The organism is Marinobacterium sediminicola (genome assembly GCF_022343685.1).
In the GTDB taxonomy this organism is placed as follows: Bacteria; Pseudomonadota; Gammaproteobacteria; order Pseudomonadales; family Balneatricaceae; genus Marinobacterium; species Marinobacterium sediminicola.
Window position 1 is genome coordinate 2,441,252 of sequence record NZ_CP092123.1, and the last position, 26,748, is coordinate 2,467,999.

Sequence of the window (26,748 nt, forward strand, 5' to 3'; positions counted from 1 at the left end):
CGATCAGCCTCAGCTGCCTTTGATCTCGGCAGCGGCCTGACGCAGACGCGGCAGTGACTTCGCTTTTTCCGACCAGATCTTTTCCCATTCCGCGATCGCCGCAGCAAAGTCGTCCTTGCTGACCTCCTGAATCACGACCTTGTCCAGCGCTCTGAGCTGCTGCTCCTGCAGTTTCTCCTGCTGCTGGAAGTGATCGATCACACCGTCCAGATGCTTGCGCATGCTGGTCTGCAGCAATTGACGCTCTTCCTTGCTCAGGTCCTTCCAGACGCGACCGGAGACCACCCCCACCATCGGGAACATCATGTGGTTGGAGATCAGAAGGTTCTCGGCGTGATCATAAAACTTGAAGATCAGAATGGAGTCGAAATCCATGTCGATGGCATCGATCTGACCATTGGCCAGAGCATCATATACGGCCGGCAGCGGCAGCGGTGTCGGTGCAGAACCGGCCGCCTTGTAGAAATCACGAATCGGCTCGAACGGGGTGATGCGCAGTTTCTTGCCAACCAGATCCTCCGGGCCTTGCGCGGCATCACGGCTCATCACCTGGCGCATGCCCGCCATACCATAGCCGATTCCAACGATACCGGCTTCAGAGGGCAACTGATTCAGCAATTCACCGGCTGCTTCCGATCTCAGCAGAGCCGCTGCCTGATCGATATTTTCCACCAGATAGGGCGCGTACAGTGCGCCGAAATCAGGCACGCGGTTAGACACCTCGGCAATGGTCAGGAATGCCATATCCAGAGCACCGGTCTGCAACTGCTGAACCATTTGCGCCTCATTACCCAGCTGTCGAGCCGGGAAGACTGAGATGCTGTGCTCACCACCGGACTTTTCCTTCACGTCTTCGGCAAAGGCATAGGCTGCCTGGGTCCATTTATGTGGCGGCGGCGTAATCAGGCCAAGGCGAAAATCTCGGGCCTGCGCAGGCAGCGCCATCATCAACGCAAGCGCACCGGTCATTACGGGGGTCACAAACTTTTTGATAGACATTGACTAACTCCATTAGTTTTTATTGTGCGGACGAGGTCCGGGAGCTTCTGCCTCAGGTCAGCGCAGTCAGGAAACGCTCATTGAGCTGTCGGTCATGGTAGAAGATCGCCTTGCCCAGCTTGTCCGCATCCCAGGTAATCGGCTCATGATCCGGGTAGAAATAGTCTCCACCACAGAAAACTTCGTTGCGATTACCGGAAGGATCGAAGAAATATATCGTCTGGCCATGCGTAATACCATGACGCGTAGGTCCTATATCGATGGAAGTGTCGGTCATCGAAATCAGGTCACCCGCCCGTAACACGTCTTCCCAGGTCTCCAGATAGAAGGATGCATGGTGAAACTTGCCCGGCTCCGGATGATCGATGAAGGCGATGTCGTGGGCCTTCATACTGGTCGTCAGGAACTGTGCCACCCGCTTGCCATCCGGGGTCATCACCTGTTCGCAAAGGTCAAAACCCAGCACTTCCCGGAACAGGTCATAGGTCTGATCCAGATTCGGGCCATAGAGCAGGCAGTGATCGAAACGCTGGGCCTTCATGCCCTTGAGGTCACGTGGCCAGGCTTCCGGATTATGGTTGCCGACGCCATAACGACCGGACTGCACCTTATCGGCAAAGAGTTCGAACTGATGCCCCGTCGGTGCGCAGAAACGGATGCGACGGCCACAGCCTTCCAATTCACCGGCCGGGATCTGTTCCACATCAACGCCATAGGCAACCAGCTCACCGTGCAGCTGTTCCAGCGCCGCTTCGCTCAAAACCTTGAAACCCATGAAGTCCATACCGGGCTGATCCGCTTCACGCAGCACCACGGAAAAGCGGTCCACTTCGGTCCAGCCCTTCAGGTAGACACGGCCCTGGGCATCGCGATCCACCTCAATCAGCCCCAGCAGGTCGCGGTAATGGACCAACGCTTCATCAATATCCAGCACCCGGATCTGTACATGTCCGGGACGCATGACGCCTTTTTTCATTGTGCGGTCCTCATTATTGTTATTGTGTTGGGTGTTATCTCAACTGGCAGAGAATTTCTCAAAATAGATACTGGCATTTTCCATCTGCCGCTGGTCAAGCCAGTTCTTGACGGCTTCTACCATCGGCGGCGGCCCACAAAGGTAGGCATCCACTTCGCCACCGTTGAAGTGTTGCTCCTCGAACAGGTCGGTCACGACGCCCTGTGCGCCCTGCCAGGTCTCATCCGGCTGCATCACGATGCTGTGATAGCGGAACCCGGGGACAGACCGCTGATAGCGGTCCAGTCGCTCCAGCTCACAGAGGTCTTCGGGCCTGGTTACGCCATAGAACAGGCTGACCGGCTGATCAATCCGGCCCGGATCGGATTCCATCTGATCCAGCATGCCAAGAAAAGCAGCCAGACCGGTTCCACCTGCCACCATGATCAGTGGACGTTTAACCTGCTGCAGGTAGAAAGCGCCCAAAGGGGCCTTCAGTCGGATGCGGTCTCCCGCTTGCGCACGATCGCGCAGGTAGTTGCTCATCACACCATCCGGCAGCAGACGGATCAGCAGCTGCAGCTGGTTGTTTTCGTTGGGCTGACAGGCGAAGGAATAGGAGCGCCACTCATCTGAGCCCGGCACCTGCACATGGGCATACTGACCGGGCAGGAAATCCAGTTGCCCTTCGCGGCTGCTGGCATCCAGATGCAGGGCGGCCGTTGAGTCCGATAACACCTCGACTCGGGTCACCAGGGCTTCGACCTCTTCCGGGCCGGCACTGGTACACAGCGAAGAATCAAAGTCGAAACGCACCGCACAATCACTGCTGACCCGCATCTGACACGCCAGAATCCCCCCCTTTGACAGGTCATCTTCGCTCAGCGCATCTTCATCCACATACTCCAGATCATATTGCCCGGACTGACAGGTGCCCTTGCAGGAGGCGCAGACGCCTTCCCGGCAATCGACCGGCAATGTCAGGCCATGCCGCAGAGCGGCATCCATCAGCACCTCCCCCGGATTGATACCGATGAAATGCGTGCGTCCATCGCTGAAGTTCAATGCTACCTTATGCATACTACTCACCACTCTCGTGAAACATGAGCACCCGAAGGTGCTCAGACATGGTAGAAATCCAGCACGTGTCGAATCTTGTCATTCAACACGATGGCGCGCTTGCTCATGATCTTCCAGCTGTCGCCTTCCGCCCGCATCAGGTACTCAGACCAGCCAAAGAAGCACTCGGATTCGCCGAAGCGAAAGAAATGCGTCGCCCAGTTGGCTTTGACCTTCCACAAGCCATCGTCCTGCAGCTCTGCCTGGACGTTATCGACCAGATGCATGGTGCGCGGCATCGGCGTGCAGGCCGCACTTTTGCCCGTCCGAATACGGAATACGCGATCCTCAAGGCCGGAGCGATTCGGATAATAGATCAGTGACATTTCACGCTTGGGGTTGGTGGTGTAGACATGTTCCGTGTCCCACTGCGGGATATGGAACTCTGCCTCTTCGTCAAACATGCCCAGGTACTCATCCCACTGCTGGCGGTCACAGTATTCGGATGCGCGGTACAGAAACTGCTCGATGCTCTGGATTACGTTGCTCATGACTTACCCCTCCTTCTTCGCTTTGGCTGCCAGACCTTCGAGCAGATAACGCTGCCAGGTTGAGTGCTGATTCACATACAGCCCCTCCTGGGTGAACTCGGTACCGGTAATCACCGGTTCGATATCAAGGGCGCGCGTGTTGGCCGTCGGTCCATAAGCCCAGTTTTCGCAGCCACGCGAGATGTCATTCCAGCGTTCGGCCCGGCCCTCAAAGCCCTTCTGAGCCTCACGAAACTCCACCAGATCGTCCGGTGTCCCCATGCCGGACACGTTGAAAAAGTCCTCGAATTGACGAATGCGGTTCTCGCGATCAGCGTCCGACTCCCCTTTCACCCCCAGACAGAAGCTGTGAATCTCGGTCTTGTTCCAGGCGACCGGGCGCACCACGCGCAGCTGTGAACTGATCTGATCCATGAAGAACAGGCTTGGGTAGATATTCAGGTTACGCAGACGATGCATCATCCACTCGGCACGCTGCTGCCCATACTCCTCGACCAGACGCGGCATCACCGAGGCATAGCCCGGGCGAACCTCGGGGTTGGGCATATCGCTGAACAGGATGGTGTGACCATTCTTGAAGGCGAACCAGCCATCATCCGTCTCCTTGTCACCCGCACCCAGCTTGCTGTAATCCAGTGTGTTGCTGGACTTGCCGGACTTGGCCTCGTCCTGCTGCTTGCGGTGCTGCACGGTGGCCACGTAGTTGTAGTGCACGGTACTGACGTGATAGCCATCCAGTCCGTTCTCGTTCTGCAGCTTCCAGTTGCCGTCAAAGGTGTACGAGGATGAGCCCGGCAAGACTTCCAGCTCGCCGGTTTCGGACTGTGCCACCATCATGTCGAAGCCGATACGGGCATCGCCAAGGAACTCCTCCAGCGACTGGGGACATTCGGTGTTCAGGTTGATAAAGACGAAGCCCTTGTAGCTGCTGACCAGCGCCTTGCGCAGGCCACGGGTGGACTTGTCGAAGTCGGCCGGGTATTCATCCGGCGCCTTGACCTTGACCAGCTTGCCATCGGTTTTGTAGCACCAGGCGTGGAAGGGACAGGTGAACGTGGACTGGTTGCCCTTGCAGACGCGTGTCAGGGTCGCACCTCGATGCTGACACGCATTCAGCAGTGCATGCAGCTCGCCCTTGGCATCACGGGTGATGATCATCGGCTGACGGCCGGCCTGCATGGTGAAGAAGTCATTCGGATTGGGGATCTGACTTTCGTGACAGGCATAGATCCAGGTATTCTCGAAGATCAGCTCCATCTCCAGATCGAACAGTTCACGATCAGTAAAGATCTCGCGTGCCACCTTGTAGGTTTTGTCATCAGGGCGGAAGTCGAGTGCCGCTTCGACCGTCTCACGCCAGTGTTCCAGAGTCAGTTTGTTATTATTCATGGTTGGGTCTCCATTGGCGGCGGGCAGATCACCTTGCCCTCCTCTCTTATCGTGTCGTCCATGAGACCAGAGCCATGTGTTCGTCAGCTATCCGCTTTTTTCAGAAGCGCTATCCCGTTTTTCCCTCTCAACTGCCACACATCGATCGAGGTGATGAAACGTTGACCCAAGGTTACAACAGGTGCTAGCTTGAAATATGGCTTATGCCCAGACCCAACAGGCCTGAAATATATAATAATTAAAAAATGGTTGTTCCATGCTGGAAACAGATAACATTCTGGGTGGCGAACCATCCAAAAAAATAGTTGCCGACATTCATAATGCCGGTGAAGCCGTATCCTGGATGTCAAATATATGCGGCCCTCATGACCTGAAGGTTCACGAGCCCAGCAAAATACATTTCAGACATGTCGGCAATATTTTAAACTCAACTACAACGGCCATTGGCTATATCGAATATGGCACCGATGTAACCGTTAAAGTTGAGGACTTGAGTAACAGCTACAGCATCAGTCTGCCGCTCAGTGGATACCAGGAACTGAGCTGTCGCGATGGTAATGTCCAGTCCAACATTACCAATGGCGTGATCATTTCACCTGCAGCGCCCTATGAACTTCATATCAGCGGTAACTGCCGCAAGACGCTGGTACGCATCTCTCGCCAGGCGATGGAACTCGGCCTGGAGTCACTGATTGGAAAACCTGCCGACAAGCCATTGATTTTCGATCCAAAAATGGACGCCAAGGTTGGCTCCTCCAGCGCCTGGTGGCGCACCATCAGGTACATCGAGACAGAGCTGGGCAACACGGACAGCCTCTACAACAGTCCCGCCTTTATTCGGGATATCGAGCAGGCTCTGATCAAGGGTATCCTGACATCTCAGCCGCACAACTATTCCGATGATGTAAAAAACGCCCTCAGGAACAATCTGCCATCCTATCTAATTAAAACCATTGACTACCTGAAGGAAAATGCAAGAAATGAAATTCACATGGATGATATTGAGTGGATTTCTGGCGTTTCAAGAAACAAGTTATATTCTGATTTTAAACGATATATAGGCATGCCACCGACAGCCTATTTAAAAAGAATCAGAATGAGTGGAGTCCGCACCGACATTATTAAATCCATGGGCGAAGAAAGCATCTCAACACTCGCACTAAACTGGGGATTTAATCACTTGGGAAGGTTTTCCACCGATTATAAAAATATATTTGGCGAAACCCCTTCTGAAACACTGGCTAAAGCCAAGCTGAATCTGTGAACGACTTCAGCTCGGCCTGGCAGAGACACAAAACACCGGGGGCTGGCTATTATTGAGCCGCTACTGCATCTGCTGGCAACAACATGCACTTCAGCCCTGACGGAATCCGATACTCCGGGTTGTCCATCTGCAAACGCACCCGGAAGGTACTGCTCGCAGCATCGATGATGGGATCGACATTGATCACCTGAGCCTGATGGAGTGTTTCCAGATGCTGCAATCGTACCTGATAGGCATCACCCTTTTTCAGGGTACCGAAGCGCTCCAGCGGCATAACCGTCTCGACATAGAGGGGATCTAGGCTGACGATACGAACCACTTCGCCCCCTGTCACCAGATCGCCTTCCGCCACCATGCGCTCCACGATCACACCATCGATAGGGCTGGTAATAGACTTCAGCTTGAGTTGCTCTCGGCGCTCACGCAATTCCAGGTTGGCAATCGATTTCTCGGTCTTGATATCGTCCACTTCCTGATCGGTGATCAGCTTGGCGGCTGTCAGGTCACGGATGCGCTCCAGACGGCGGGAGGCATAGGCTGCCTGAGCCGATTTGGTATTGATCGCGGCTTTTTCCAGCCCCGATTCAAGCTCGGCCAGCAGTTGCCCTGCCTTGACGTGATCCGAGCGGTCCACCAGCATTCGGGTCAGACGTCCTTCTGCCGTCGTGCCTACGGTGACATCAGCCGATGGCTCCAGATAACAGCTGAGAGCCTGTAACGGCTCAGCCTGAGCCCATCCCGATAGACAGCCTGCCAGCAGCACGAGCAGGGAATACTTCTGTTTTGACATCTGAGTGACTACTCCGATTTTCCGGTAAATGACAAGGAGCGGCGAGTCTGGAATTCGGCCTTGAGCAGGCTGCGCCGGATCCGCTTGTGGTATCGTTCGAGCTTTTTCTGTGCCAGCCAATAGACCTTGCGGGCAACCCACTGGAGGGCTCTGCTCTCGGGTGAGCGTTGCAGCGCTTTCACCAACGGCGCCAGCAACTTCCCGGATAGTACCTGCACCAGTTCATCTTCCAGCGACAGGATCTCTTCCCAGCTGCCCGGCTGTCCCTGACGGGCTGAACGTCCGACAAGCTGCCGATCCACCCGCGCGCTGTCGTGCAGCTCGGTCAGGATCACATGCAGGCCGCCCAGGGCATCCACCCCGTCTGCCAGCTTGATATCCGTTCCCCTGCCGGCCATGTTGGTGGCAATGGTAATACGACCGCGTTTGCCCGCTTCCGACACGATCTCTGCTTCTTCCACATCCTGGTTGGCATGCAGTACCTGATGCTCGATTCCTGCTGCCGCCAACCGCTCTGCCAGTTCGTCAGCAGCATTGATGGTCCGTGTCCCGACCAGCACCGGCTGCCCTCGCTCCTGCATCTGCCCCAGTTTTTCAACCAACGCCTGCCATTTGAGATCAGCAGTGGCAAAGACACGGCTGCCTTGACTGATCCGGCGGCTGGGGCGATGAGGAGGGATCCGCACCGAGAGCAGGTCATAGACGTGTCCCATTTCAGCCGCCACCTCACGTCCGGTACCCGTCATGCCGGCCAGCCCCATATAACGGCGGAAAAACAGCTGAAAACTGATTTTGGCCAGCGTGACACGGGGCGGCGTGACCGGGACACCTTCCTTCAGTTCGATCAACTGATGCAGCCCCTTTTCCCAGGAGCGGTCCGGCATGATGCGACCGGTATGTTCATCGACGATCATCACTTTGTCGTCGCGAACGATATAGTGCTCATCCCGTGTAAAGTTGTAGAGCGCTGTCAAAGCCTGAATCACGGCTTCCTCGCGACGGAACTGATTGTGCCAGAGCGGCTCCAGCGACTGGGCCAACTCATCCAGGCGCTCGCGCCCGGCACGTGTCAGTTCAACCCGTTTGCGGGCATCGATGACGAAATCCGTATACAGCGCCATCTCTCGCGCCAGTGCCAATGCATGGCCGTAGTACTGTTCATGCCGTGCACTGTCATCAGTGGCAGAGATGATCAATGGCGTACGCGCCTCATCGATCAGTACACTGTCGATCTCGTCGACGATGGCAAACTGCAATCCCGGTAACAGCAGCTCTCCGCCGGGCCGGTTCCGGATAAAGTCCTTCAGGCGGATACCCATCTGCGACAGTTGCTGCCCCAGCACCAGACGGTCCTTAAGGTAATCGAATACCAGTGTTTTGCCGGTGCAGTACACGATCGGATGGCGATAGGCCTGCTCACGCGCTTCACGGGGTGCATCCTCCGCTACGGTTGCCGTGGTCAAACCAAACCAGGCATACAGAGGCGCCATCTCCTCGGCATCACGACCGGCCAGATAGTCATTGACCGTCACAACGTGAACCTGACGTCCGGCCAATGCCATCACGATGGCCGCCAGCGTCGCAGTCAGGGTTTTACCCTCCCCCGTATCCATTTCGGTGATGCAGCCATGCACCAGCACATAACCGCCACGAATCTGGACATCGTGGTGCCGCATCCCCATGATCCGGGATGACACCACACGGATCAGTGCGAAGGCCGGCGCTACCTGGTTATCCTCTATGCCTTCACGTCGCAAGCCGAGCCGAATGGACTGCAGCCGAGCCTTGAGCGCGGCCTCGTCCAGCGCCTTGAACGCTTCTTCAAACGCTTCCACCTGTTGCACAAACCTGAGTTGCCGCCGGGGTGAAAGGCGCACGTGACGGGTCCAGTGCAGTACCATCCAGTTCCAGACCCGTTCCAGAAATGGCAGCTCAATCCAGTCCAGCTTCTGCGGATAACGTTCGGCCGAGGTCAGTAGCGAGAACATGCTTAGACCCCGAACTTGCGGATAAACAGGTCGCGCAGCACTCGATACCACTGCATCGCCAATGGCTCGGGAGTGTGCTCGAAACGGGCATACACCCGTCCCCCCAAGGTGGTGCTGATCGGCTGATCCGATTCGGCTTTCAGCTCCAGCAGGAACAGAGGTTCCAACGCCAGCGCTTCCTGCTCACCGGGTTCGATGCCGATCGTGCCGCCGCCCTGCAGCGCCAGCGCAAGGCTGGGCAGGCGCTTGGTGGCAGAAGGCACTGCCCGCAGCACATGCGCCGTCACTTCACGCTCGATATCACCCACCGGACGCAATCGAACCTGCCGACTGTCCGCTCGAACCCGGTCGATACTCATCTGCGGTACGGCACTCATCACCGTGTAACGTTCAGGATCAATGATATGCCCAACGACTGCACCACGCTGGAACCAGCGCCCTTCCAGATCGGCAGAACCGGGCACCACGAAACGGCCATCCATGGGCGCCACCAACGTGAAATTGGCAATACGCTGTTTGAGGTCGTCGACCTGAGTCTGAATACTGATCAGCTCCTCTTCCAGCAGCCGGGCCTCGACCCTGTCCGTGCGCTGTGCGATCACCTGCCGAGCCAGCACCTCCTTCCTGCGCTGCTCCAGCACCGCGAGACGTGTCGGCAACAGGTCATCCTCGCACCGGATCAAGGGTTGGCCCTGACGGACCATGCCCTGTTCCTGCAGCAGTTCGCGTACGAAGCAGTTCTGCGGGGCGCGTATACGTGACTGCTCAGGCATCCACACCACCCCTTCGACCAGTGTGGCCGAGGGAACCGGTGTCAGTGCCAGACACCAGACCAGCCCGCCGATGCCCAGAGCGACCAGACTGTACAGACGCATCCTGCGTTCCATGATCAAGGGGTCATGCATCACGTTTTTGATCAGCTTGATCAACGGCAGGAGCAGCATCATATAGATGGCCCAGAGTGCCAGCACGATACCGATGATGAAGAATTGCGTCGCGACGAACATGACGATGGTAAACACCAGGACCATGCGGTAGCAGAAGGAGCCAATGGCATAGGCTGTCAGCCAGCCCGGCTCACGCGGCGTCGTTCTGGGTGGTTGGAGGCCACGGCGAATACGCAACAGGTAACGCTTGCACAGGTAGCCCAGATACTGGTTGGCTTTCTGCCCCAACCCCGGGATTTCGAGCCAATCCGAAAGGATGTAGTAGCCGTCAAACCGCAGCAGCGGATTGAGGTTGAAGATCACCGTGGTCACCCCCGCCAGAATCACCACATCATGCAGAAACACCCGCAGCAAGCCGGGCTCTGTCCAGGTCCAGACCCAGAGCGCCACTGCCGCCAGCGCCAGCTCGATCATCATGCCGGCCGCGCCGACGATCATGCGCCGGTACTTGCTGACAAAGCCGGTCGCATGGCTGGCATCCACATAGGGTACCGGCATCATGACCAGCAGCATCACCCCCATTTCATGGCATTGACCGCCAAACAGCTTGATGGCGATGCCATGCCCAAGCTCATGTACGGCTTTCACCAACGGGAAAACCAGCAGCAGGGTCACTACGTACTGAGGCGTAAATACCAGCTGGGCCACATCACTGGTCAACCCTTCCCAATGCGTAAAAGCCAGCCAGCCACCGAAGGCGACCAGCAAGGCCCAGCAAGCCAGAATAACGGAGTGCATCCAGGCCGGAATCCAACCCACCAGTCGCTGCAGAAAGCGATCCGGGTCGATTAGCGGAATTCTCAGTGCCAGCGGGTTGGACAGATACTGTTTGATGCGATTGCGTCTGGACTCGCGGGTCCGTTCCCGAAGCTCATCCAGATCCGGCACCTGACCGGTGATCAGAACACCGGCATTATGCAGCTGTGTCATCAGCTGCAGAATCTCGTCCTGCCCGGGAACATCGTCCCCCATGGTTTCACAGGCCAGCTGCCAAATCTGTTCCAGATTACGCTGGCCGTCCATCAGGCCGAGGATACGGTAGGCCTGTGCATTCAGACGCAGGAACTTGCCGCTGCTCTGATCCTGCACCACCCGCCAGACTTCTCCCCGGTATACATGACGGTAGATACGTGCCTGGGTTCTGAGCCGAGGAACCAGCTCTGCCGTACGGTACCAGGATGCGGAAAAGAGTGCCGACATGCTTAGACCCCAAACCACTTCCAGAGGGATAGGCTCAACCAGTGACGCAATTCACGGGTCCAGATCCAGATCAGCTTGCGCTCGTCCACACTGACCTTGCCGACACCTTCCAAACCGGGTCTCATCCCCTCGGTAAAGGCATCCAGCTGCGCTTCTACACGGAACAGGTTTTGCCCGTCGCGAGCTTCTGCCAGCGGCGTGATCAAGGACACCTCGAAATGTGCAGGCTGATCCGGAAAAGCTTTCAGCACCAGTTCACCACGCTGCCCGACCTGGAGATAGCCGATATCGGCTTCGGGAACATCCAGCACCAGTCGGTAATCAGCCAGCGGGGCCAGCTCAAACAGTACCTGCCCCTTGGAAATCGGCAGCCCAAGGTCCTGCGACAAATCACCACTGGTGATCAATGCATCGAAGGGCGCCCGTATTTCGGTACGCTGCAGCATGGTTCTCACCAGCGTCAACTGCGCCTGTACCTGCGCCAGCTGAGCTGAAATCACACCGGCCTGCGCCGAGTCCCAACTGGCCTGAGCCAACTGCAGCTGGCGGGTATACTGGGCTTCCTGACTTTCCAGTTTGGCCAGTTCCAGCCGCATGTCGCGGTCATCCAGCTTGGCCAGCAGGTCACCAGCCTTCACCACCTGACCGGCACGCAGGATCGCCTGCTCCAGATAGGCATCAAACGGTGCCGCCAGTGATCGGTTAAGGGCTCCTTCAAGACGAGCATCCGAGTCGATGCGAAACTCCCCTTCTGCCAGGCTGAAAAACAACACCAGCGCCAAGGCGCCCATGGCGAGCATCTTGGTGCCCAGATAGCCGGCCCCGAACACTCGCTTGAAAGGGGTCGCCAACAGGCGGCGTGTATGATCCAGCCAGCCATGATCCTGATTGCGTCCCTTGAGCAAAACCTGCCCAAGAATGGGTGCAACCGCCGTTGCCAACTCGATATTGTCTGTTTCCGGTTCCTCTGCCCATTCAAAGGTCAGCACCCCGTACTGTTCCCGGTCACGAATGAAGGGAATGGACAGCAGAGTGTGATTACCCTGACGCTCGGCCAAGGCCCGGTGCGCATCACGAATGACCAGACTGTCTTGGTCCCCTGGCCAGGCAACTGCCTCGCCCTGATCCACGGCTTCGACCATGGCAGCTTCGAGGTCCTGAACCAGGTCGATCTTGCGTGAAAACTCTGCCACATTCGCCAGGCTAAAAAGCTTGACGCCCTGGCGATGAGCAAAACCCAGTGCAATACGGTCGCAGTTTAGGCTGACACTGGCTTGTGACAAGACGGTTTGTACGGCTTGCTCCAGATCATCGCTGTCCAGCGACGACATCAGCAGTTCCAGCAGCAGTATCAGACGCTCGTTAAGTTCGCCGTCGCTTGCCCCGGCCTGAACAGAGCCATGGCCAAGCAACCAGCCCAATCCCCACTGAATCCAGTTTTTCTGCTGGATAGACAGCCCGGGAGAGTTGGGGGAGATAGCCAGCACACCCAGCAGATCATTGTTGTGCACGACCGGCATCGCAAACAGCAGGTGTGCACCCGCACGCTGCATCACAGGGCGACACAGCTCCATAGCCTGCTCGGCAGCCGCCATCAGTGCAGCGCTGCAGGGGGTTTTGTAGGGCCAGGATGCCTTGGGCTCAAACGGCCCTGTATTGGCAGGCCCCAGCACCAATACACCTTCCTGAATGCCACCCAGTCCATCGTTCAGCAGGTTGAACCAGGCCGAAAAAAACACCGGATCAGACTCCTCATGGAGGAGCCTGAACCAGTGCATGTATTTTTCCGGATTCGGCGTATCAGAGCTTGATTTCACCGAATCGTTTTTCATATTCCTTCAGTCCCATATCCAGCATGATCTGCAGGCGCTTGGCGGCATAAGGGGTCAGCAGAATGCGCTGAGACAGCATCACTTCCACTTCTTCCTGGCCACCCTGCCAGCTTTTGTTGGAACCGAACAGTACCATGATCTCCTCGCGGGTGCCCATGACATTGCAGACATTGGCATAGGTGGACTGCATGTTGGTGTCATTCCACTTGATCTTCGGCATGACCGGCTGCTGTGAAGGCTGTTCGTTCATGGTTTTCTGTTCTGCAGCTTCAGACATTTCTTACTCCTTGGTTTCAAGTCACACACGAGTCGGTTCCTGTGTGATCTCATATTCTTCTGATTCGACTGGGACGATCAACAGCTTCAAGGTCTGAAGAGCGCCCGTCAACGGGTTCCTGGTTTCAATCTGGATCACGAACGGCATCCATCCTTCCGGAATAATGCCGGACAAACGTGCCGACAGGCCAGTACCGATTACTTCCATCCAGTTCGGCACCGTTCCGCCCTCAAGAGCAACAGTTACCAATTCAGACTCGCCGACCAACTGAGCCAGAGGAATGCGGAACTCCTCTCCGGTTTTCAGCTTGATGACCGGCATCTCGATACTCAAATTACCCGATGTCAGCGGGTCCGTCGTCAACAGAGCATAACCGTCTTCACCGGCAACGGTGATAACCTGCTCACCAAACACCACATCAGTCTGGGTATTCAGCAGTGCCGGCGGGAACACCTGCTCGGTCTCGGATATGGCGATCACGGGTTCACTCGCATTCTGGCTGGGGATGCCACTGCCGGATGAAGACTCCTGGTTGATACCCGTCACAACGCGCAGGTAGTTATCCGGCTCCAGAATCGTGGTTCCGGTATAGTAGCCGTTACCCGGACGCGTTACCTGCTCAGCCGGCATGTCGTTATACAACGTGCTGAACACCATATAGTCAGGCTCCAGACCGGCCATGCGCTGAGTGTAGTCGTTGGCGGTGCGGTCATAGACCAGCCAATTGCTGCCATTGGCCACGATAGCATCGCTGCCCAGCCCGGTACGGTTGTAGAACCAGGTGCCCGCCGCCAGTACTGCCGCATTGGCGGTATTGCCATGCACGGTCATGGGGCTGTCGAGGAACAGTTCGTTGCCACTGCGAATCCAGGCGGTGGAAAGATCTGTTGCTCCCTGCAGCGTGATACGGCCATCAGCCTGAGCCAGAAGGTCCGCTGTCACACCGTTCACCGGCCCCAGCGTCATATTGCCACCAGCACTCAGACTACCGCTGTCGACCAGAGTCAGCAGACCGGCATGACTGAACTCGCCATCCGCGCTGAGGGAGGCCGTCCGGGCGCTGTTGTTGCCAGCCATGGTCAGGTCACCGGTAACACCCGCAACCAGCGTGCCGGTGTTGATACTGGTGCCTGCTGTCTGCAACAGTTCGGCGGCAGTGATCAGGATCTGTGCCGTATCGATGGTTGCCAGATTGGCGTTCAACTGCATCTGACCCGCATCCGCACCCAGCGTCAGGCTACCCGCATCACTGCTCACCATCTGGGCCAGGATCAAATCACCAGCCAATGCCTGCACATTGATATCCCCTGCCGCTGCCAGTCCGTTCAGACCGTCCACGGCACCCACCGTCAGGCCATCGCTGTCCACATAGCTGATGGTGCCATTGACGGATTCGGCGGCCAGGCTGCCGATGGCATTTTCCGGGTTGTTCAGAGCAATATCACTGTTCGCCTGGGCTTTCAGCGAGCCGGCGCTGACCGCCTTGGCGCTGTCGAGCACCTGATTGATGCTATCGGCCGCGAAGCGGATCAGACCATTGGTGCCACTGATCTGAACGCGGTCGTTCAGCTGCAGGGCACCGGTCGCCACCAGGTCAACGGTTTCGTCAGTACTGGCGGTCAGGCCATTCAGGTTCTCGGCGTCTCTATCGATGTTGCTGTCAGCGTTAATGGCCGTCACGGCCGCCACCGTCATGGCGCCATCCTGCCCAAGGAACTGGCTGCCGCCACTCTGTGCGGCCAAGCCACTGACACCGGTCATATCGATTCGATTGGCAAGGCTGCCAATGTCGCCACCGCTCTGCAACAGGACGTTGCCACCCGTAGTGCTCAGCTCAGTGAACGTACTGCCGCTGTTGATAGCGCCACCCGCAAGGATCTGCAGATTTCCGCTGCCCGAAGTCACCTGGGCATTAGTGCCGAAGATAACCAGGCCAGCTTCCGCCGTACGCAGATCCACATCACCACTGCCCGAAGCTGTAACATTCTCAGCCAGCGTCAGATTGCCACCGGCAGTCGTCAGCGTGATGCTGCCCACACCACCGGTTGTCAGGCCCGCATAAGTGCCGTTGAAGCTGCCGCCGACGTTGTCACCAGCATTGAAAGCTTCAACTCCGCCCAGCTGCAGCTCATCCGTACCCAACTTGCGCAGCCAGAGACTGCCGCTGTCTGCGTTAGCTGCCAGCGCCGCGGCACCGCCGATCTCAATGCGATAGCTGTCGCTGCCGATATTGCCAGCCGCCTGCAGCAACACGCTGCCATCGGTCCTGATGGAAGCGCTGTTGTTGGTGGCCTTGCCGCTGATCAGGTTGTTACCGGCCAGCAGCTGGATGTCACCGGTGGCCGAGCTGATCAAGGACGCCGCGCCAAGGGTCAAATCAGAACTCCCGGAACGGATATCGATCCGGCCTGCGCCGTTAGCCGTAACATCAGCGTTCAACGTAATCGCGCCCAGCTCGGTGCGCAAGTTTACATTGCCGTCGGGGTCATCCGTGCTGGCCTCAATGGCCGCGTTGGTCGTTAATGCACCGTTGTTCAGTGCACGCAGATCGATATTGCCACTGGTGGCAGCCACCGTCTGATCAACGATCAGGTCGCCCCCCAGTGTCTGGACATCAATGTTACTGGCGGCGTTCATGCCACTGAGGCCATCGACCGTGCCGACGATCAGACCGTCGCTGTCCACGTAGCTGATGCTTCCGCTCGTCGAGCTTGCCGCCAGCGTATCGATGGCGTTACCTGCATTGTTCAGCGCAATATTGCCGGTCGCCTGCACGTTCAGATTCTGTGCCGTCAGGGCCTTGGTGGTATCGGTGTTATCCTGTGCCACCGAAGCCGCATTGAAGCGGATGGTGCCGCCCGCGACCTGCACCTGTTCATTCAGCTGTAGTGCACCGGTCACCAGTAGATCGATCACCTGACTGGTACCCGCCACCAAACCGAAATAACCGGTGGGCAATGCCAGCATAGACGCTGCGGTATCCAGCGGATTGCCGTTCACCACCGTCACGTCAGCAACGGTCATATCACCGCTGTGGCGCAGGAACTGATCACCGCTGCTCTGGGTCGCAACACCGGTGGCATTCTCGATCTCGATGCGGTTGCCCTGACTGCCGATGGCATTAGTGGCCGACACCAGCAGTACACCTCCACTGGTACTCAACTCGATACCGGCATTGGTCAGATCGCTTGTACGGTCGGTGCTTATCGCACCCCCAGCCAGCAGCTGCAAGGTGCCGTTGCTGGAGGTGACCTGCGCACCATTGTTCAGCGCGATCGCGCCAGTGCCGGCTGTACGCAGATCCACATAACCGGAAGAGTCAGCCGATACATTTTCGACCAGCGTCAGGTCACCGCCCTGAGTGGTCAGGGTGATGTTACCTGCATTACCGGTGGTCAAACCGGCAAAGCTGCCATTGAAGCTGCCGCCAACATTATCAAGGGTGTTGAACGCTTCCACGTCACCCAGCTTCAGAGCATCGGTCATGCCCAGCTTGCGCAGCCAGATGCTACCGTTGGCTGCGTTGGCCGCCAAGGCCGCTGCGCCCCCGATTTCGATACGATAGAGGTCACTGCCAATAGTGCCGCCCGCCTGCAACAGGACGCTTCCATCGTTGGTAGCGAGGGTCGCACGACCGGCATCGTCGGTCGCACGGGTCGTCAGCAGGTTCTGACCCGCCAACAACTGTATGTTGCCACTGTTAGAACTGATCTGGGCGTAATCAGCGCCCAGATTGCCGACCGTAATATCGGAGGTTGCCCCACCGGCACGCACATCGATCCAGCCAGTGCCGTTAGCCGTTACATCGGCATTCAGCGTGATAGCGCCGCTGGTGGTGCGCAGATCGATATTGCCATTGCCACCGGCAACCACTACATCGTTGGTGGTCAAAGCGCCGCTATTCAAGGCACGCAGATCGATATTGCCGCTGTCTGTACCGACAGACTGAGCCACGATCAGGTCACCGCCCAGCGTCTGGACATCGATATTACTTGCCGCGTTCAAACCATTCAGCTCATCTGCCGTACCGGCATCAACGGTACCGATGGTCAGGCCATCGCTGTCGACATAGCTGATGTTGCCAAGGTTAGAGTCAGCCGCGAGCGTGTCTACATCGTTATAAATATTGTTCAGCGTAATGCTGTCACCCGCGCGAATGCTCAGGTTAGATGCTGTCACGGCCTCGTTAGCAGCCGTGGTGCTCTGGAGCACCGTATTTGCAACATTCATTCTGACAGTACCGCTCAACACCTGAATACGGTCATTCAGCTGCAATGCCCCGTCAACAAGCAGATCTATCACTTCGCCGGCGCCCGCAAGCAGACCGTTCAGGTCAGCCGCCACATGATCGGTCGTGTTGGCCGTGTTCACTGCCAACACCTGATCCACGGTCATGTTTCCAGTGTGGTGCAGATACTGACTACTGGTGCTGACGGCTGCCAGCTGATCCACATTGGCCAGCTCGATACGGTAATCCTGGCTACCGATATTGCCGCCGCTCTGCAGCAGCACATCGCCGCTCGTATCCAGCTCGGTAGTGGTACCGGTGATTCTGTCGGTAGTGATATCACCACCCGCCAGAATCTGCAGGGTGCCAGTGCCGGAAGTGATCTGGGCACCATTGTTCAGCGCGATCGCGCCAGTGCCGGCTGTACGCAGATCCACATAACCGGAAGAGTCAGCCGATACATTTTCGACCAGCGTCAGGTCACCGCCCTGAGTGGTCAGGGTGATGTTACCTGCATTACCGGTGGTCAAACCGGCAAAGCTGCCATTGAAGCTGCCGCCAACATTATCAAGGGTGTTGAACGCTTCCACGTCACCCAGCTTCAGAGCATCGGTCATGCCCAGCTTGCGCAGCCAGATGCTACCGTTGGCTGCGTTGGCCGCCAAGGCCGCTGCGCCCCCGATTTCGATACGATAGAGGTCACTGCCAATAGTGCCGCCCGCCTGCAACAGGACGCTTCCATCGTTGGTAGCGAGGGTCGCACGACCGGCATCGTCGGTCGCACGGGTCGTCAGCAGGTTCTGACCCGCCAGCAGCTGGATGTTACCGCTGTTAGAACTGATCTGGGCGTAATCAGCGCCCAGATTGCCGACCGTGATATCGGAGGTTGCCCCACCGGCACGCACATCGATCCAGCCAGTGCCGTTAGCCGTTACATCGGCATTCAGCGTGATAGCGCCGCTGGTGGTGCGCAGATCGATATTGCCATTGCTACCGGCAACCACTACATCGTTGGTGGTCAAAGCGCCGCTATTCAAGGCACGCAGATCGATGTTGCCGGTGCCAGTACCTACCGCCTTCGCCACGACAAGGTCACCGCCCAGCGTCTGGACATCGACATTACTTGCCGCGTTCAAACCATTGAGCTCATCTGCCGTACCGGCATCAACGGTACCAATAGTCAGGCCATCGCTGTCGACATAGCTGATGTTGCCAAGGTTAGAGTCAGCCGCCAGCGTATCGATGGCGTTACCTGCATTGTTCAGCGCAATATCGCCGGTCGCCTGCATGTTCAGATTCTGTGCCGTCAGGGCCTTGGTGGTATCGGTGTTATCCTGTGCCACCGAAGCTGCATTGAAGCGGATGGTGCCGCCCGCGACCTGCACCTGTTCATTCAGCTGTAGTGCACCAGTCACCAGCAGGTCAATCACCTGACTGGTGCCTGCCACCAGACCGAAATAACCCGTGGGCAGGGCCAGCAGAGACGCTGCCGTATCCAGCGCATTGCCGTTCACCACCGTCACCTCAGCAACAGTCATATCACCGCTGTGGCGCAGGAACTGATCACCGCTGCTCTGGGTCGCCACACCGGTGGCATTCTCGATCTCGACACGGTTGCTCTGGCTGCCGATAGCGCCATCAGCCGCCACCAGCAACACATCACCGGCGGTGCTCAGTTCGATGCCGGCATTGGTCAGGTCGGTGGCAGTATTGGTGCTGATTGCTGCTGCCGACAGCAACTGCAGGGTGCCGCTTTCAGAGCTTACCTGCCCACCGTGAATGCGAATGGACCCCGTACCGTCGGTCCGCAGATCTACGTAGCCGCTGCCATCTGCAGCAATGGCATCCAGCACGACAAGGTCGCCATCAACCTTGGTCAGGCTGATATTGCCGTTACTGCCCGCCAGGGTACTCAGACCGGACATGACACCACCGGTGTGGTTCACGGTGCCGCCGAAGGTTTCGGCGGTGTTCAGCGCCATAGCCTGCCCAATCTGCAGCTCGGTGCTGTCCAGATGGCGCAGCCAGATACCACCGGCACCGGCTTCCGCCGCCAGGCTGGACGGAACGGAGACTTCAATTCGGTTGCTGTCGCTGCCGATCGCATCACCCGCCTGCAGCAGAACGGTACTGCCGGTGGAGTCGATCAGGGCTACACCATCGGTTGCCTTGGTGGTGGTAATGCTGCCACCGGCCAGTAGCTGGATTGCACCGCTTTCACTGGTGACCAGAGTGGTTTCAGGCGCAGCCTGGTCGATGATCAGGTCTGAGCCGACCCCACCGGCACGCAGATCAACGGTACCGGTTCCTGTTGCCGTCACGGCCTTATCCAGTGTCAGAGAGCCGTTACCGGTAGCGATGCGGATATGGCCGTTCGCCCCCGGCGTCACGCCAGTGACTGAACCTGCGCCAATCAGGCCAGTATCAATCCCGGTCACTTCACCGATGGTCAGATCACCGGCATTGAGCAGCGTGACATCGAAACCATCGGTATTCAGCGACAGCGCGGCCAGATCAATCTGGTTGGTCTGGTTGTCCAGCTGTATTGCACCACCGGTCACGTCAGCTGCCAGCACGCCGGCGTTGATCTGAGACTGGCCAGCAGCCACCGACTGGGTCAGAGCACCGGCCGTTTTCAGCACAACCTGCGCGTCCGGTGCCTGGATGCCGTCTCGATTGACGGTCGTCTGGCTGATCAGGCCGAGGTCGCTGGCGGCATTGGCACTCTTGCCGGACAGGGTGACGCGACCGATTTCCAGCGCCGCGGTATTATTCAGTTCAAGACCGGAATCAGCCGTGAAGGCACCGGCAAAGGTGCCGATTACGTTGGCATTGAGCAGTTTGGCCGTGCCGTCAGCGGTGCTCAAATAGAGGTCTGTTGCACCGGCACTGGCAGCAATCATGGCACCACCCGTCTGGATATAGGTGCCATTCTCAACCTGGACGCTCAGGATGTCCGCTGTAATATTCTCGGACTGGGTGACATCAGCCAGCACATCGGGAGTGGTGCTAAGCGCACGCAGGTCAATCTGATCGGCTGTCAGTCCAACGGTAGCGTTAGTCACGGCTGGCAGGATATCAACCTGGCCCGTCGTCGTATTCGAGGTATACCCTTCCACACGTGTGCTGCTGATCTGGCCGATGTTCAAGGCCTGACCCGTCGTCAGTACCAGATCACCGATCACATCGGCCGCCAGCGTACCGATTCGATTGATGGCGGTCGCGACGAAATCGCCACTGCCCTGCAGACGCAGCTCATCGGCGCTGATCACGCCCTTCGCCACCAGCCCCTCGGATGTGGTCAATTCACCGTCCGTGATGATGGTCAGACTGCCGGCATCCGATGTATTCGGCTGTCGAGCCAGGGTGAGAGCGGAATTGATGATCACTTTCGCCGCATAGGCATCGTTGTTAACGCCCGCCAGCAGGGTCAGGTCATCACGGAAGGTGGTCGGTGCGCTCACGGTAATATTACCGCTCAGATCAGTTCGACCGATGGTAATATCGGCAAAACCGGTACGACCGGTATCGGCCGTGACCAGATCCGCCAAAGCCACTGGCGTAGAGGTCCCGTCTCTGAACGTGACCAGATAACTGCCGCTGCCCTGATTGATGACTGTGGTATTACTGTATCCGTCACCGAGGGCCTGGATCGCGCTCTGGATATTTGCACCCAGGGTTGGGGAGTCTGTCGAATAAGCAATATCTCCCGTCAGGACACCACCCACGTTCAGCTTGAAAGTGCCGCCGGCATTGCCGTTAACGAGCAGATTCTGTTGAGAGTCCAGCGCACCGGCCGTGGCGGTTACCTGAGGCGCACTCAGGAACACCGAATTGGCACTGCCGTTGAACCAGTCTTCACCCAGATACAGGATCTTGCTGATGCCGTTTTCCGGACGCGATCCTGCGTTACCGAAAACGATCTGGGTGTCCGCGTTTTCGGGACGGATCACCAGATGACCATCGCTGGACGCCTGCAGGCGAGACGAGGAGCTGTTGACGAACTCCATGGAGTCGGCCACGAAAATAATGTCCCCGGTAGCCGCACTCTTGTCCGAATCACGTCCCACATAAATACTGTTGCCGGTGGCAAAGATGCCGAAGCTGTTCTCACCGGCATCGTCCAGACGTCCACCGGAGGTACCCTGTAGCAGGATATCGCCGCTGCTGCTGAGGATACGGGTGTCGTTGTTCTGCAGGCGAATACCGTGGTTCTGCTCCACGGAGTTCACATTGCCGCCCCCGCCCTGGCCGCGGATCAGAATATCGCCACTGCCGCTCTGCACCAGCGCACTGTTGGCCAGCAGGACACCGATATAACGGCTACCACCGGTAACGCTGTCGCCCACGGCGCTGGCGTCACCATCAATCAGGATATTGCCGGTAGTCGTGGTCAACGTGGCCTGGCCGGAAACGCCCTCGCCGATGATGATGGCATCCTTGTTGCCGCTATCGGTCTGGTTCAGCACCTGCCCCCGTACGCTTAGCTGACCGCTGTCGGTACTCAGGTAGGTAGCGGCACCGGTAATACGTACACCCGCGCCGGAAGAGTCTGACGCCTGGGTATTGTCAGCGGTACGGCCATAGATCGAAAGGTCGCCACCCGCCGTTTCAATTCGGGTATTGTGAAGACGAACGCCATCACTGCCATCGGTGTCGCCCGCCACACCTTCGGCATAGTTGCCGGCACTGCCCAGGCTGACACTGCCACCTGTGGTCGTGATGGCCACATCCGACATGATCACCGCGCCCTGGCCTGAGCCGGTGGCGACATTGGGACTGAACAGCAGATTGAACGCATCGGTGCCGTTGGAATCAATACTCACACCAGAGAGTTTGATCGACTGATCAGAGTTGATGGTCAGCGTCTGATCGCCCACTGCGGCGGCATAAATATCGAAACTGTCCTGCAGGTAGCTGGTATAGCCAGCCGTCAACCCAGGAACTGCGCCACCGGTAATGTTGATGGTCACATCATTGCTGAGCAGGTTCAGCACCGGGTTATCGGCAAAGTTGGTACTGGCCGTGATGACCGGGCCGGAAGTATTGCTCAGGTTAATGCTGGTAGCATTGAAATCGATATTTGTCGCGCCGTTGAAGGTTAGGCTGCGCAGCGGGTTTAAAGGGCTGCCGATATTGCCGTTAAAGATGATCTTGCCAGCGGTGCTGGGATCAGCACCGGTCAGACCTGTGGTGTCCAGTACCAGGTTCTGGGGCGACTGCGTCTGGGCGGTCAGGTTGGTCGAGGAGATCACCGGTGCGGCACTGAGTACCTGGCCACGAAATTCGATTTTGCCGCCGACGTTGTTATAGACGCCGCCGGAATCAGAGCCCTGAGTGTTGAGGGTGACGCTGTAGCCGTCATCGGCCAGGTAGACATCTTTGACGAACACGACATCACCGGACGGGGTATTGTTGCCGACACTCTGGGTCACCTTGGTACTCACCGGCGTTTCATGACGCAGGTACGTCACCTTGTTGAAGGTAACATCACCGCCGTTAGTCGCCAACTGGCCGAAAATGGAAACCGTACCAGCTGTGGAAGAGTCACCAAACACCAGATTAAGCGCGTTACCGTTGCCACTGGAGGTGATATCCACTCCCGTTTGCAGCACGATATCGTTAACGGCGTCAAAGGTCAGCGTCGCAGCATCACCTGATGTCTTGGCAATCGACGCAGTGACATAAATATCATTGGTCGCAGACAACGTGACATTTGCACCACCATTCAGCGAATTCTCAATCGAAGTATTGCTGACGGTATCCGCGTTACCGCTGCCTGAATCGACCGTCAGGTCAGTCGGGTCAAGCAGCCAGCTGCCGCCTTCACCAGACTCGGCGGAGACATCGACACTGCCACTGACACCCAGGGCACCCCGGCTGGAAGTTTCAACCCGGCCGCCGCTGCCTTCTCCGGCACCACGTGCGGAGATGGTGCCGTCATGACGGGTCTGATCAGCCGACCAGAGCACCACTTCACCACCATCACCATTAACGGTTGCATCGGCGCTGATATCAGCGTTTTCAGAAACGGTAACTCGGCCTGCCTCGGCAATCTCGCTCTGATCCCCCTGCCAGCCGCCGCCGACATGGATGGCGCCGCCACCGGCTGTACCGTCTACATTGACGGTGCCGGACAGGGTTACATCACCCCCGGTAATCATGACACGACCGCCGGTTTCCCCAGGATCGTCACCGCGCGCTTCAACCGTACCCGCAATCATCGCTGCGCCATTACCGGCATCGATATGGATACTGCCATCCCCCGCAACCGCCAGGGAGTTGGCGCGAATGATGCCGGTCTGGTTGATTGCCGCAGACAGGGCGCCGCCTGCGTTGCGACTTTGAATCAGCACCTTGCCGCCGTCGGCAATAATGGCACCACTGTTGGCAATCGCCGCCTCTGCACTGACGCCATCCATTTCAACGCCGACCAGGCCATCGGCGGTCAGCTCAAGCCGTGCCTTGTCACCTGACAGCAGGGCCACCTGCCCCGCGTCTGCAGTGATGCTGCCGCTGTTTTCGACGGTTTTACCGGCCAGAACGACAAAGCCCCCGGTCTGGGTGGTGATCTGCCCCTTGTTGATGACGTTACCGCCAGCCGCCAGATCTTCGAGCAGCAGCTGACCATTGATGAATTCGTCGCTGTCAGGCATCTGGCCCAACACCGCCAGACTGCCGACATCAATACGCGCGCTGCTGCCAAACAGTACACCGGCCGGGTTCGCGATGATCACGGTCCCCTGCGCGTTCAACTGCCCCAGAATCTGGGAAGGATCGCCAGAAAGGACCCGGTTCAACGCCAGATCGGAGCGCTGCTGCAGGAAATTGACGATGGCATCTGAACCGATGTTGAAGGTATTCCAGTCCGTTACCAGCCGCGAGGTGTTCTGCTGGATATTCATCACGTTATCGGTTTGCGTGATGATGGCTTGCCCCTGTTGAATCGCTGCACCGGAGGGCAGTTCATCCACGGCGGGCGCCGCCTGCAGCTTCATTGACAGGCAGACGGATGCCACGGCCAGGGAAAGAAGTCTGGGCTTGAAAGTGGGTGATGTACTCGCCCGAAGGTTGTTCTTGGTCATTCCGGACCTCTCCCTTAAAACAGAATCTTGCCGATCAACCAGAGACGTCCCTGGTCGTTCTTGCCATCGCTATCGGTACCTTCAGGCGTCGGGTTCGGGTTGTCTCCCGCCTTGTGAGCGTAAACCAGCTGCACATTGCCACTTTCGCCATAGGTCAGACTTACACCCGCACCATACCCCTTGAGCGTGTAACTGTTGGGGCCGGTATACACAATCCCCGGATTCAGGTCAGCGTACTGGGTGATACCACCCACATCATAAAACCCGAAAGCCTCGACTCGGCCCCAATCCGGTTGCGCCAGAATCTGACGCAATTCAAGATTGGCCACCCAGCCGTTATCGCCGATCCCTTCACCCACCGGCCAGGCGCGCACCCCGTCTGGTCCACCCAGCTGGAACTTCTCGGCGCTATCCAGGTTGCCACTGGCCCATTGGCCATTCAGTGCAGCGTTGAAGAAGAGGCCGTCCAGCGGCAGCGCCTGGTAGCGTTGCAGCGAGTAGTTCAACTTGGTGAAGCTGCCCTCGGTCTGCGGTCCGTTGGCATCGTTAAACTGATAACTGCTGCCCTCTTCCAACCCGACACTGCCTTGCGTCAGGGTCAGGCCCCAGCGGGTCTGGCCACTGAAGCGGTCAATGTGATCACCGTTGAAACCGAGGCTGGCCGATGTGATGTCACGGTCGTTTTCAACCGCACCATAGAGAATCGAGTTCTGATAATTCTTGAAATCCAGGCTCGCGTACAGATCCATATTCGTCTGTGCACTTCGCTTGAGCGGATAGCTGGCGAACAGTGAAGTGGCCGAAGAGTCACTGGCAATGTTAACCGGCACCGAGAATCCCTGATCCAGATCGAAATCCACATTCATGGCGGCATAGGACAGACCCAGACGCAAGCCGGAACGGCCCGCCGGGAAGTGCCCGCCAACCTTGAAGCTGCTGGAGTCGCTGGACTCGGTCACGTTCAGGAAAACCTGCTCGCCATGACCACTGGGACTGTTCAGGTTGATATTGGCACTCAGGCGTTCGGCGCCGGAGTAGGTGCTGCCGTGGTTATCTGCGGTCACCAGCACGTTGACGAGGTCATCATCCTCAACCTGAGCCAGTACCTGAGTGGTACCCGGTTGGGCGCCGGGCTTGAGATCGGTCTGGACGCGCTTGACGCCCGGCAGGTCGTTAAGCAAACGGACCTGTTCTTCCAGCGCCGTCACATCCAGAGGTTCCCCCGGCTTGACCGCTTCAGCCAGGTAAGCAGCAGCAATATCGTTCTTGAGACGAGCATCATTACCGGCTACGGTCAGGCCGTTGTCACCGGACTGCTCATCAACAATACCCTCCAGCACATCGACGCGTACGATGCCGTCACGAATCTCCTGCGGTGGCAGCCAGGCCTGAGCAAGCGCATAACCGCGATCACGCAGCAGGCGCGCCAGTGACTCGGCCGCTTCACCCAATTCTTCAACGGTCAGCTCGCGATCAGACCATTGGGCCATATGCTCAGCCACTTCGGCCTCGGTCAGCAATGTGACGCCATTGATCTCGAATCCGGCGACCTGTATGCGAGGGGTTGCATCCTGATAAGGCGTAACCGGCTTGAGACCTTCGATGGCAACCGCCACCTGCTGGTTTTCCATGAACTGCATCTGGGAGAAACGCAGCACAGCATCCGGATGGCCATTTTCACGCAGAAACTTCAGCAGGTCGTTGGCCGCAAGCTGAAACTCAGCGAAGCTCAGTGCCTTGTTACTCCAGGGCTCCATAACCTGAGCCAGGTGGTCCACATTCACGTCGGCACCATCAAGAACCGGGATGGTATCAACCGCGAAGCTCCGCTGGGTAAGGTCAACCGGTGGCGGTTCAATCGCCGGATCGATCTTCGGTGCCGCTGCGGGCGCCCGAAGTACGACCTTGCCCTTCATGCGATCAGGGATACGCATTGGATCTGAGGCAGGGTTGGTGACATTGACGCCATCCGGCTGGGCAAACAGGCTCACCAACTGAGGCTCGGAATCAGGCCCTTGCGCCAACAGCAACATGGGAGCTGCAGCCAGAACCGTTGCCGTCAGAGAAACAAGCGGTTTAATGCCAGTTCTAAAAGAACTCATTGCATTACCTCGCAGGCCTGACCAAAAGGAGTAACGTTTTTCGATTTCAAGGCGTCGTACCTGTCCATTGTGTACATCACTT

13 protein-coding genes are annotated in these 26,748 nt (G+C 57.7%); 1 reads left to right on the forward strand and 12 read right to left on the reverse strand.

The features are described 5' to 3' along the window. Positions 1-9: 9 nt before the first annotated feature. From LN244_RS11230 to antA, 5 genes are read right to left on the reverse strand one after another with little or no spacing between them, the layout of a single operon-like run. A complete protein-coding gene (locus LN244_RS11230) occupies positions 10-999 on the reverse strand; it encodes a TRAP transporter substrate-binding protein (RefSeq protein WP_239039877.1) in 990 nt (329 codons plus the stop codon). Positions 1,000-1,051: 52 nt separating this feature from the next. Next, positions 1,052-1,975, reverse strand: coding sequence for a catechol 2,3-dioxygenase (locus tag LN244_RS11235; protein WP_239039878.1), 924 nt, complete (start codon positions 1,973-1,975; stop codon positions 1,052-1,054). Between the two features lie 39 nt (positions 1,976-2,014). Next, positions 2,015-3,034 (reverse strand): anthranilate 1,2-dioxygenase electron transfer component AntC, encoded by a 1,020-nt coding sequence (gene antC / locus LN244_RS11240; protein WP_239039879.1) that lies wholly within the window; start codon positions 3,032-3,034, stop codon positions 2,015-2,017. A gap of 41 nt (positions 3,035-3,075) precedes the next feature. Continuing rightward, complete coding sequence (gene antB, locus LN244_RS11245) at positions 3,076-3,564, reverse strand: anthranilate 1,2-dioxygenase small subunit (protein WP_239039880.1); 489 nt, start codon at positions 3,562-3,564, stop codon at positions 3,076-3,078. Between the two features lie 3 nt (positions 3,565-3,567). Further along, complete coding sequence (antA, locus tag LN244_RS11250; protein ID WP_239039881.1) at positions 3,568-4,953, reverse strand: anthranilate 1,2-dioxygenase large subunit; 1,386 nt, start codon at positions 4,951-4,953, stop codon at positions 3,568-3,570. 256 nt (positions 4,954-5,209) lie between these two features. Between antA and LN244_RS11255 the strand changes: the two genes are divergently transcribed. Next, on the forward strand, positions 5,210-6,217 hold the full coding sequence (locus LN244_RS11255) for an AraC family transcriptional regulator (protein ID WP_239039882.1): 1,008 nt from the start codon (positions 5,210-5,212) through the stop codon (positions 6,215-6,217). Positions 6,218-6,266: 49 nt separating this feature from the next. On the opposite strand, the gene LN244_RS11260 is transcribed toward LN244_RS11255, so the two are convergent. Genes LN244_RS11260 through LN244_RS11290 form a run of 7 tightly spaced genes read right to left on the reverse strand, consistent with a single transcriptional unit; the run spans position 6,267 to position 26,666 of the window. Then, a complete protein-coding gene (locus LN244_RS11260; RefSeq protein WP_239039883.1) occupies positions 6,267-7,007 on the reverse strand; it encodes an efflux RND transporter periplasmic adaptor subunit in 741 nt (246 codons plus the stop codon). An 8-nt stretch (positions 7,008-7,015) separates the two neighbouring features. Then, entirely contained in the window at positions 7,016-8,995 is a 1,980-nt protein-coding gene (locus LN244_RS11265) for a preprotein translocase subunit SecA (protein ID WP_239039884.1), read from the reverse strand. Positions 8,996-8,997: 2 nt separating this feature from the next. After that, entirely contained in the window at positions 8,998-11,142 is a 2,145-nt protein-coding gene (locus LN244_RS11270; RefSeq protein WP_239039885.1) for a PqqD family peptide modification chaperone, read from the reverse strand. A gap of 2 nt (positions 11,143-11,144) precedes the next feature. Next, complete coding sequence (locus LN244_RS11275) at positions 11,145-12,959, reverse strand: HlyD family efflux transporter periplasmic adaptor subunit (protein WP_239039886.1); 1,815 nt, start codon at positions 12,957-12,959, stop codon at positions 11,145-11,147. Next, complete coding sequence (locus LN244_RS11280) at positions 12,943-13,251, reverse strand: DUF3467 domain-containing protein (RefSeq protein ID WP_239039887.1); 309 nt, start codon at positions 13,249-13,251, stop codon at positions 12,943-12,945. Before LN244_RS11280 ends, LN244_RS11275 begins: the two co-directional genes overlap by 17 nt. Before the next feature lie 21 nt (positions 13,252-13,272). Next, on the reverse strand, positions 13,273-24,564 hold the full coding sequence (locus LN244_RS11285; RefSeq protein ID WP_239039888.1) for a two-partner secretion domain-containing protein: 11,292 nt from the start codon (positions 24,562-24,564) through the stop codon (positions 13,273-13,275). A gap of 14 nt (positions 24,565-24,578) precedes the next feature. Next, on the reverse strand, positions 24,579-26,666 hold the full coding sequence (locus LN244_RS11290; RefSeq protein WP_239039889.1) for a ShlB/FhaC/HecB family hemolysin secretion/activation protein: 2,088 nt from the start codon (positions 26,664-26,666) through the stop codon (positions 24,579-24,581). Between the last annotated feature and the right edge of the window lie 82 nt (positions 26,667-26,748).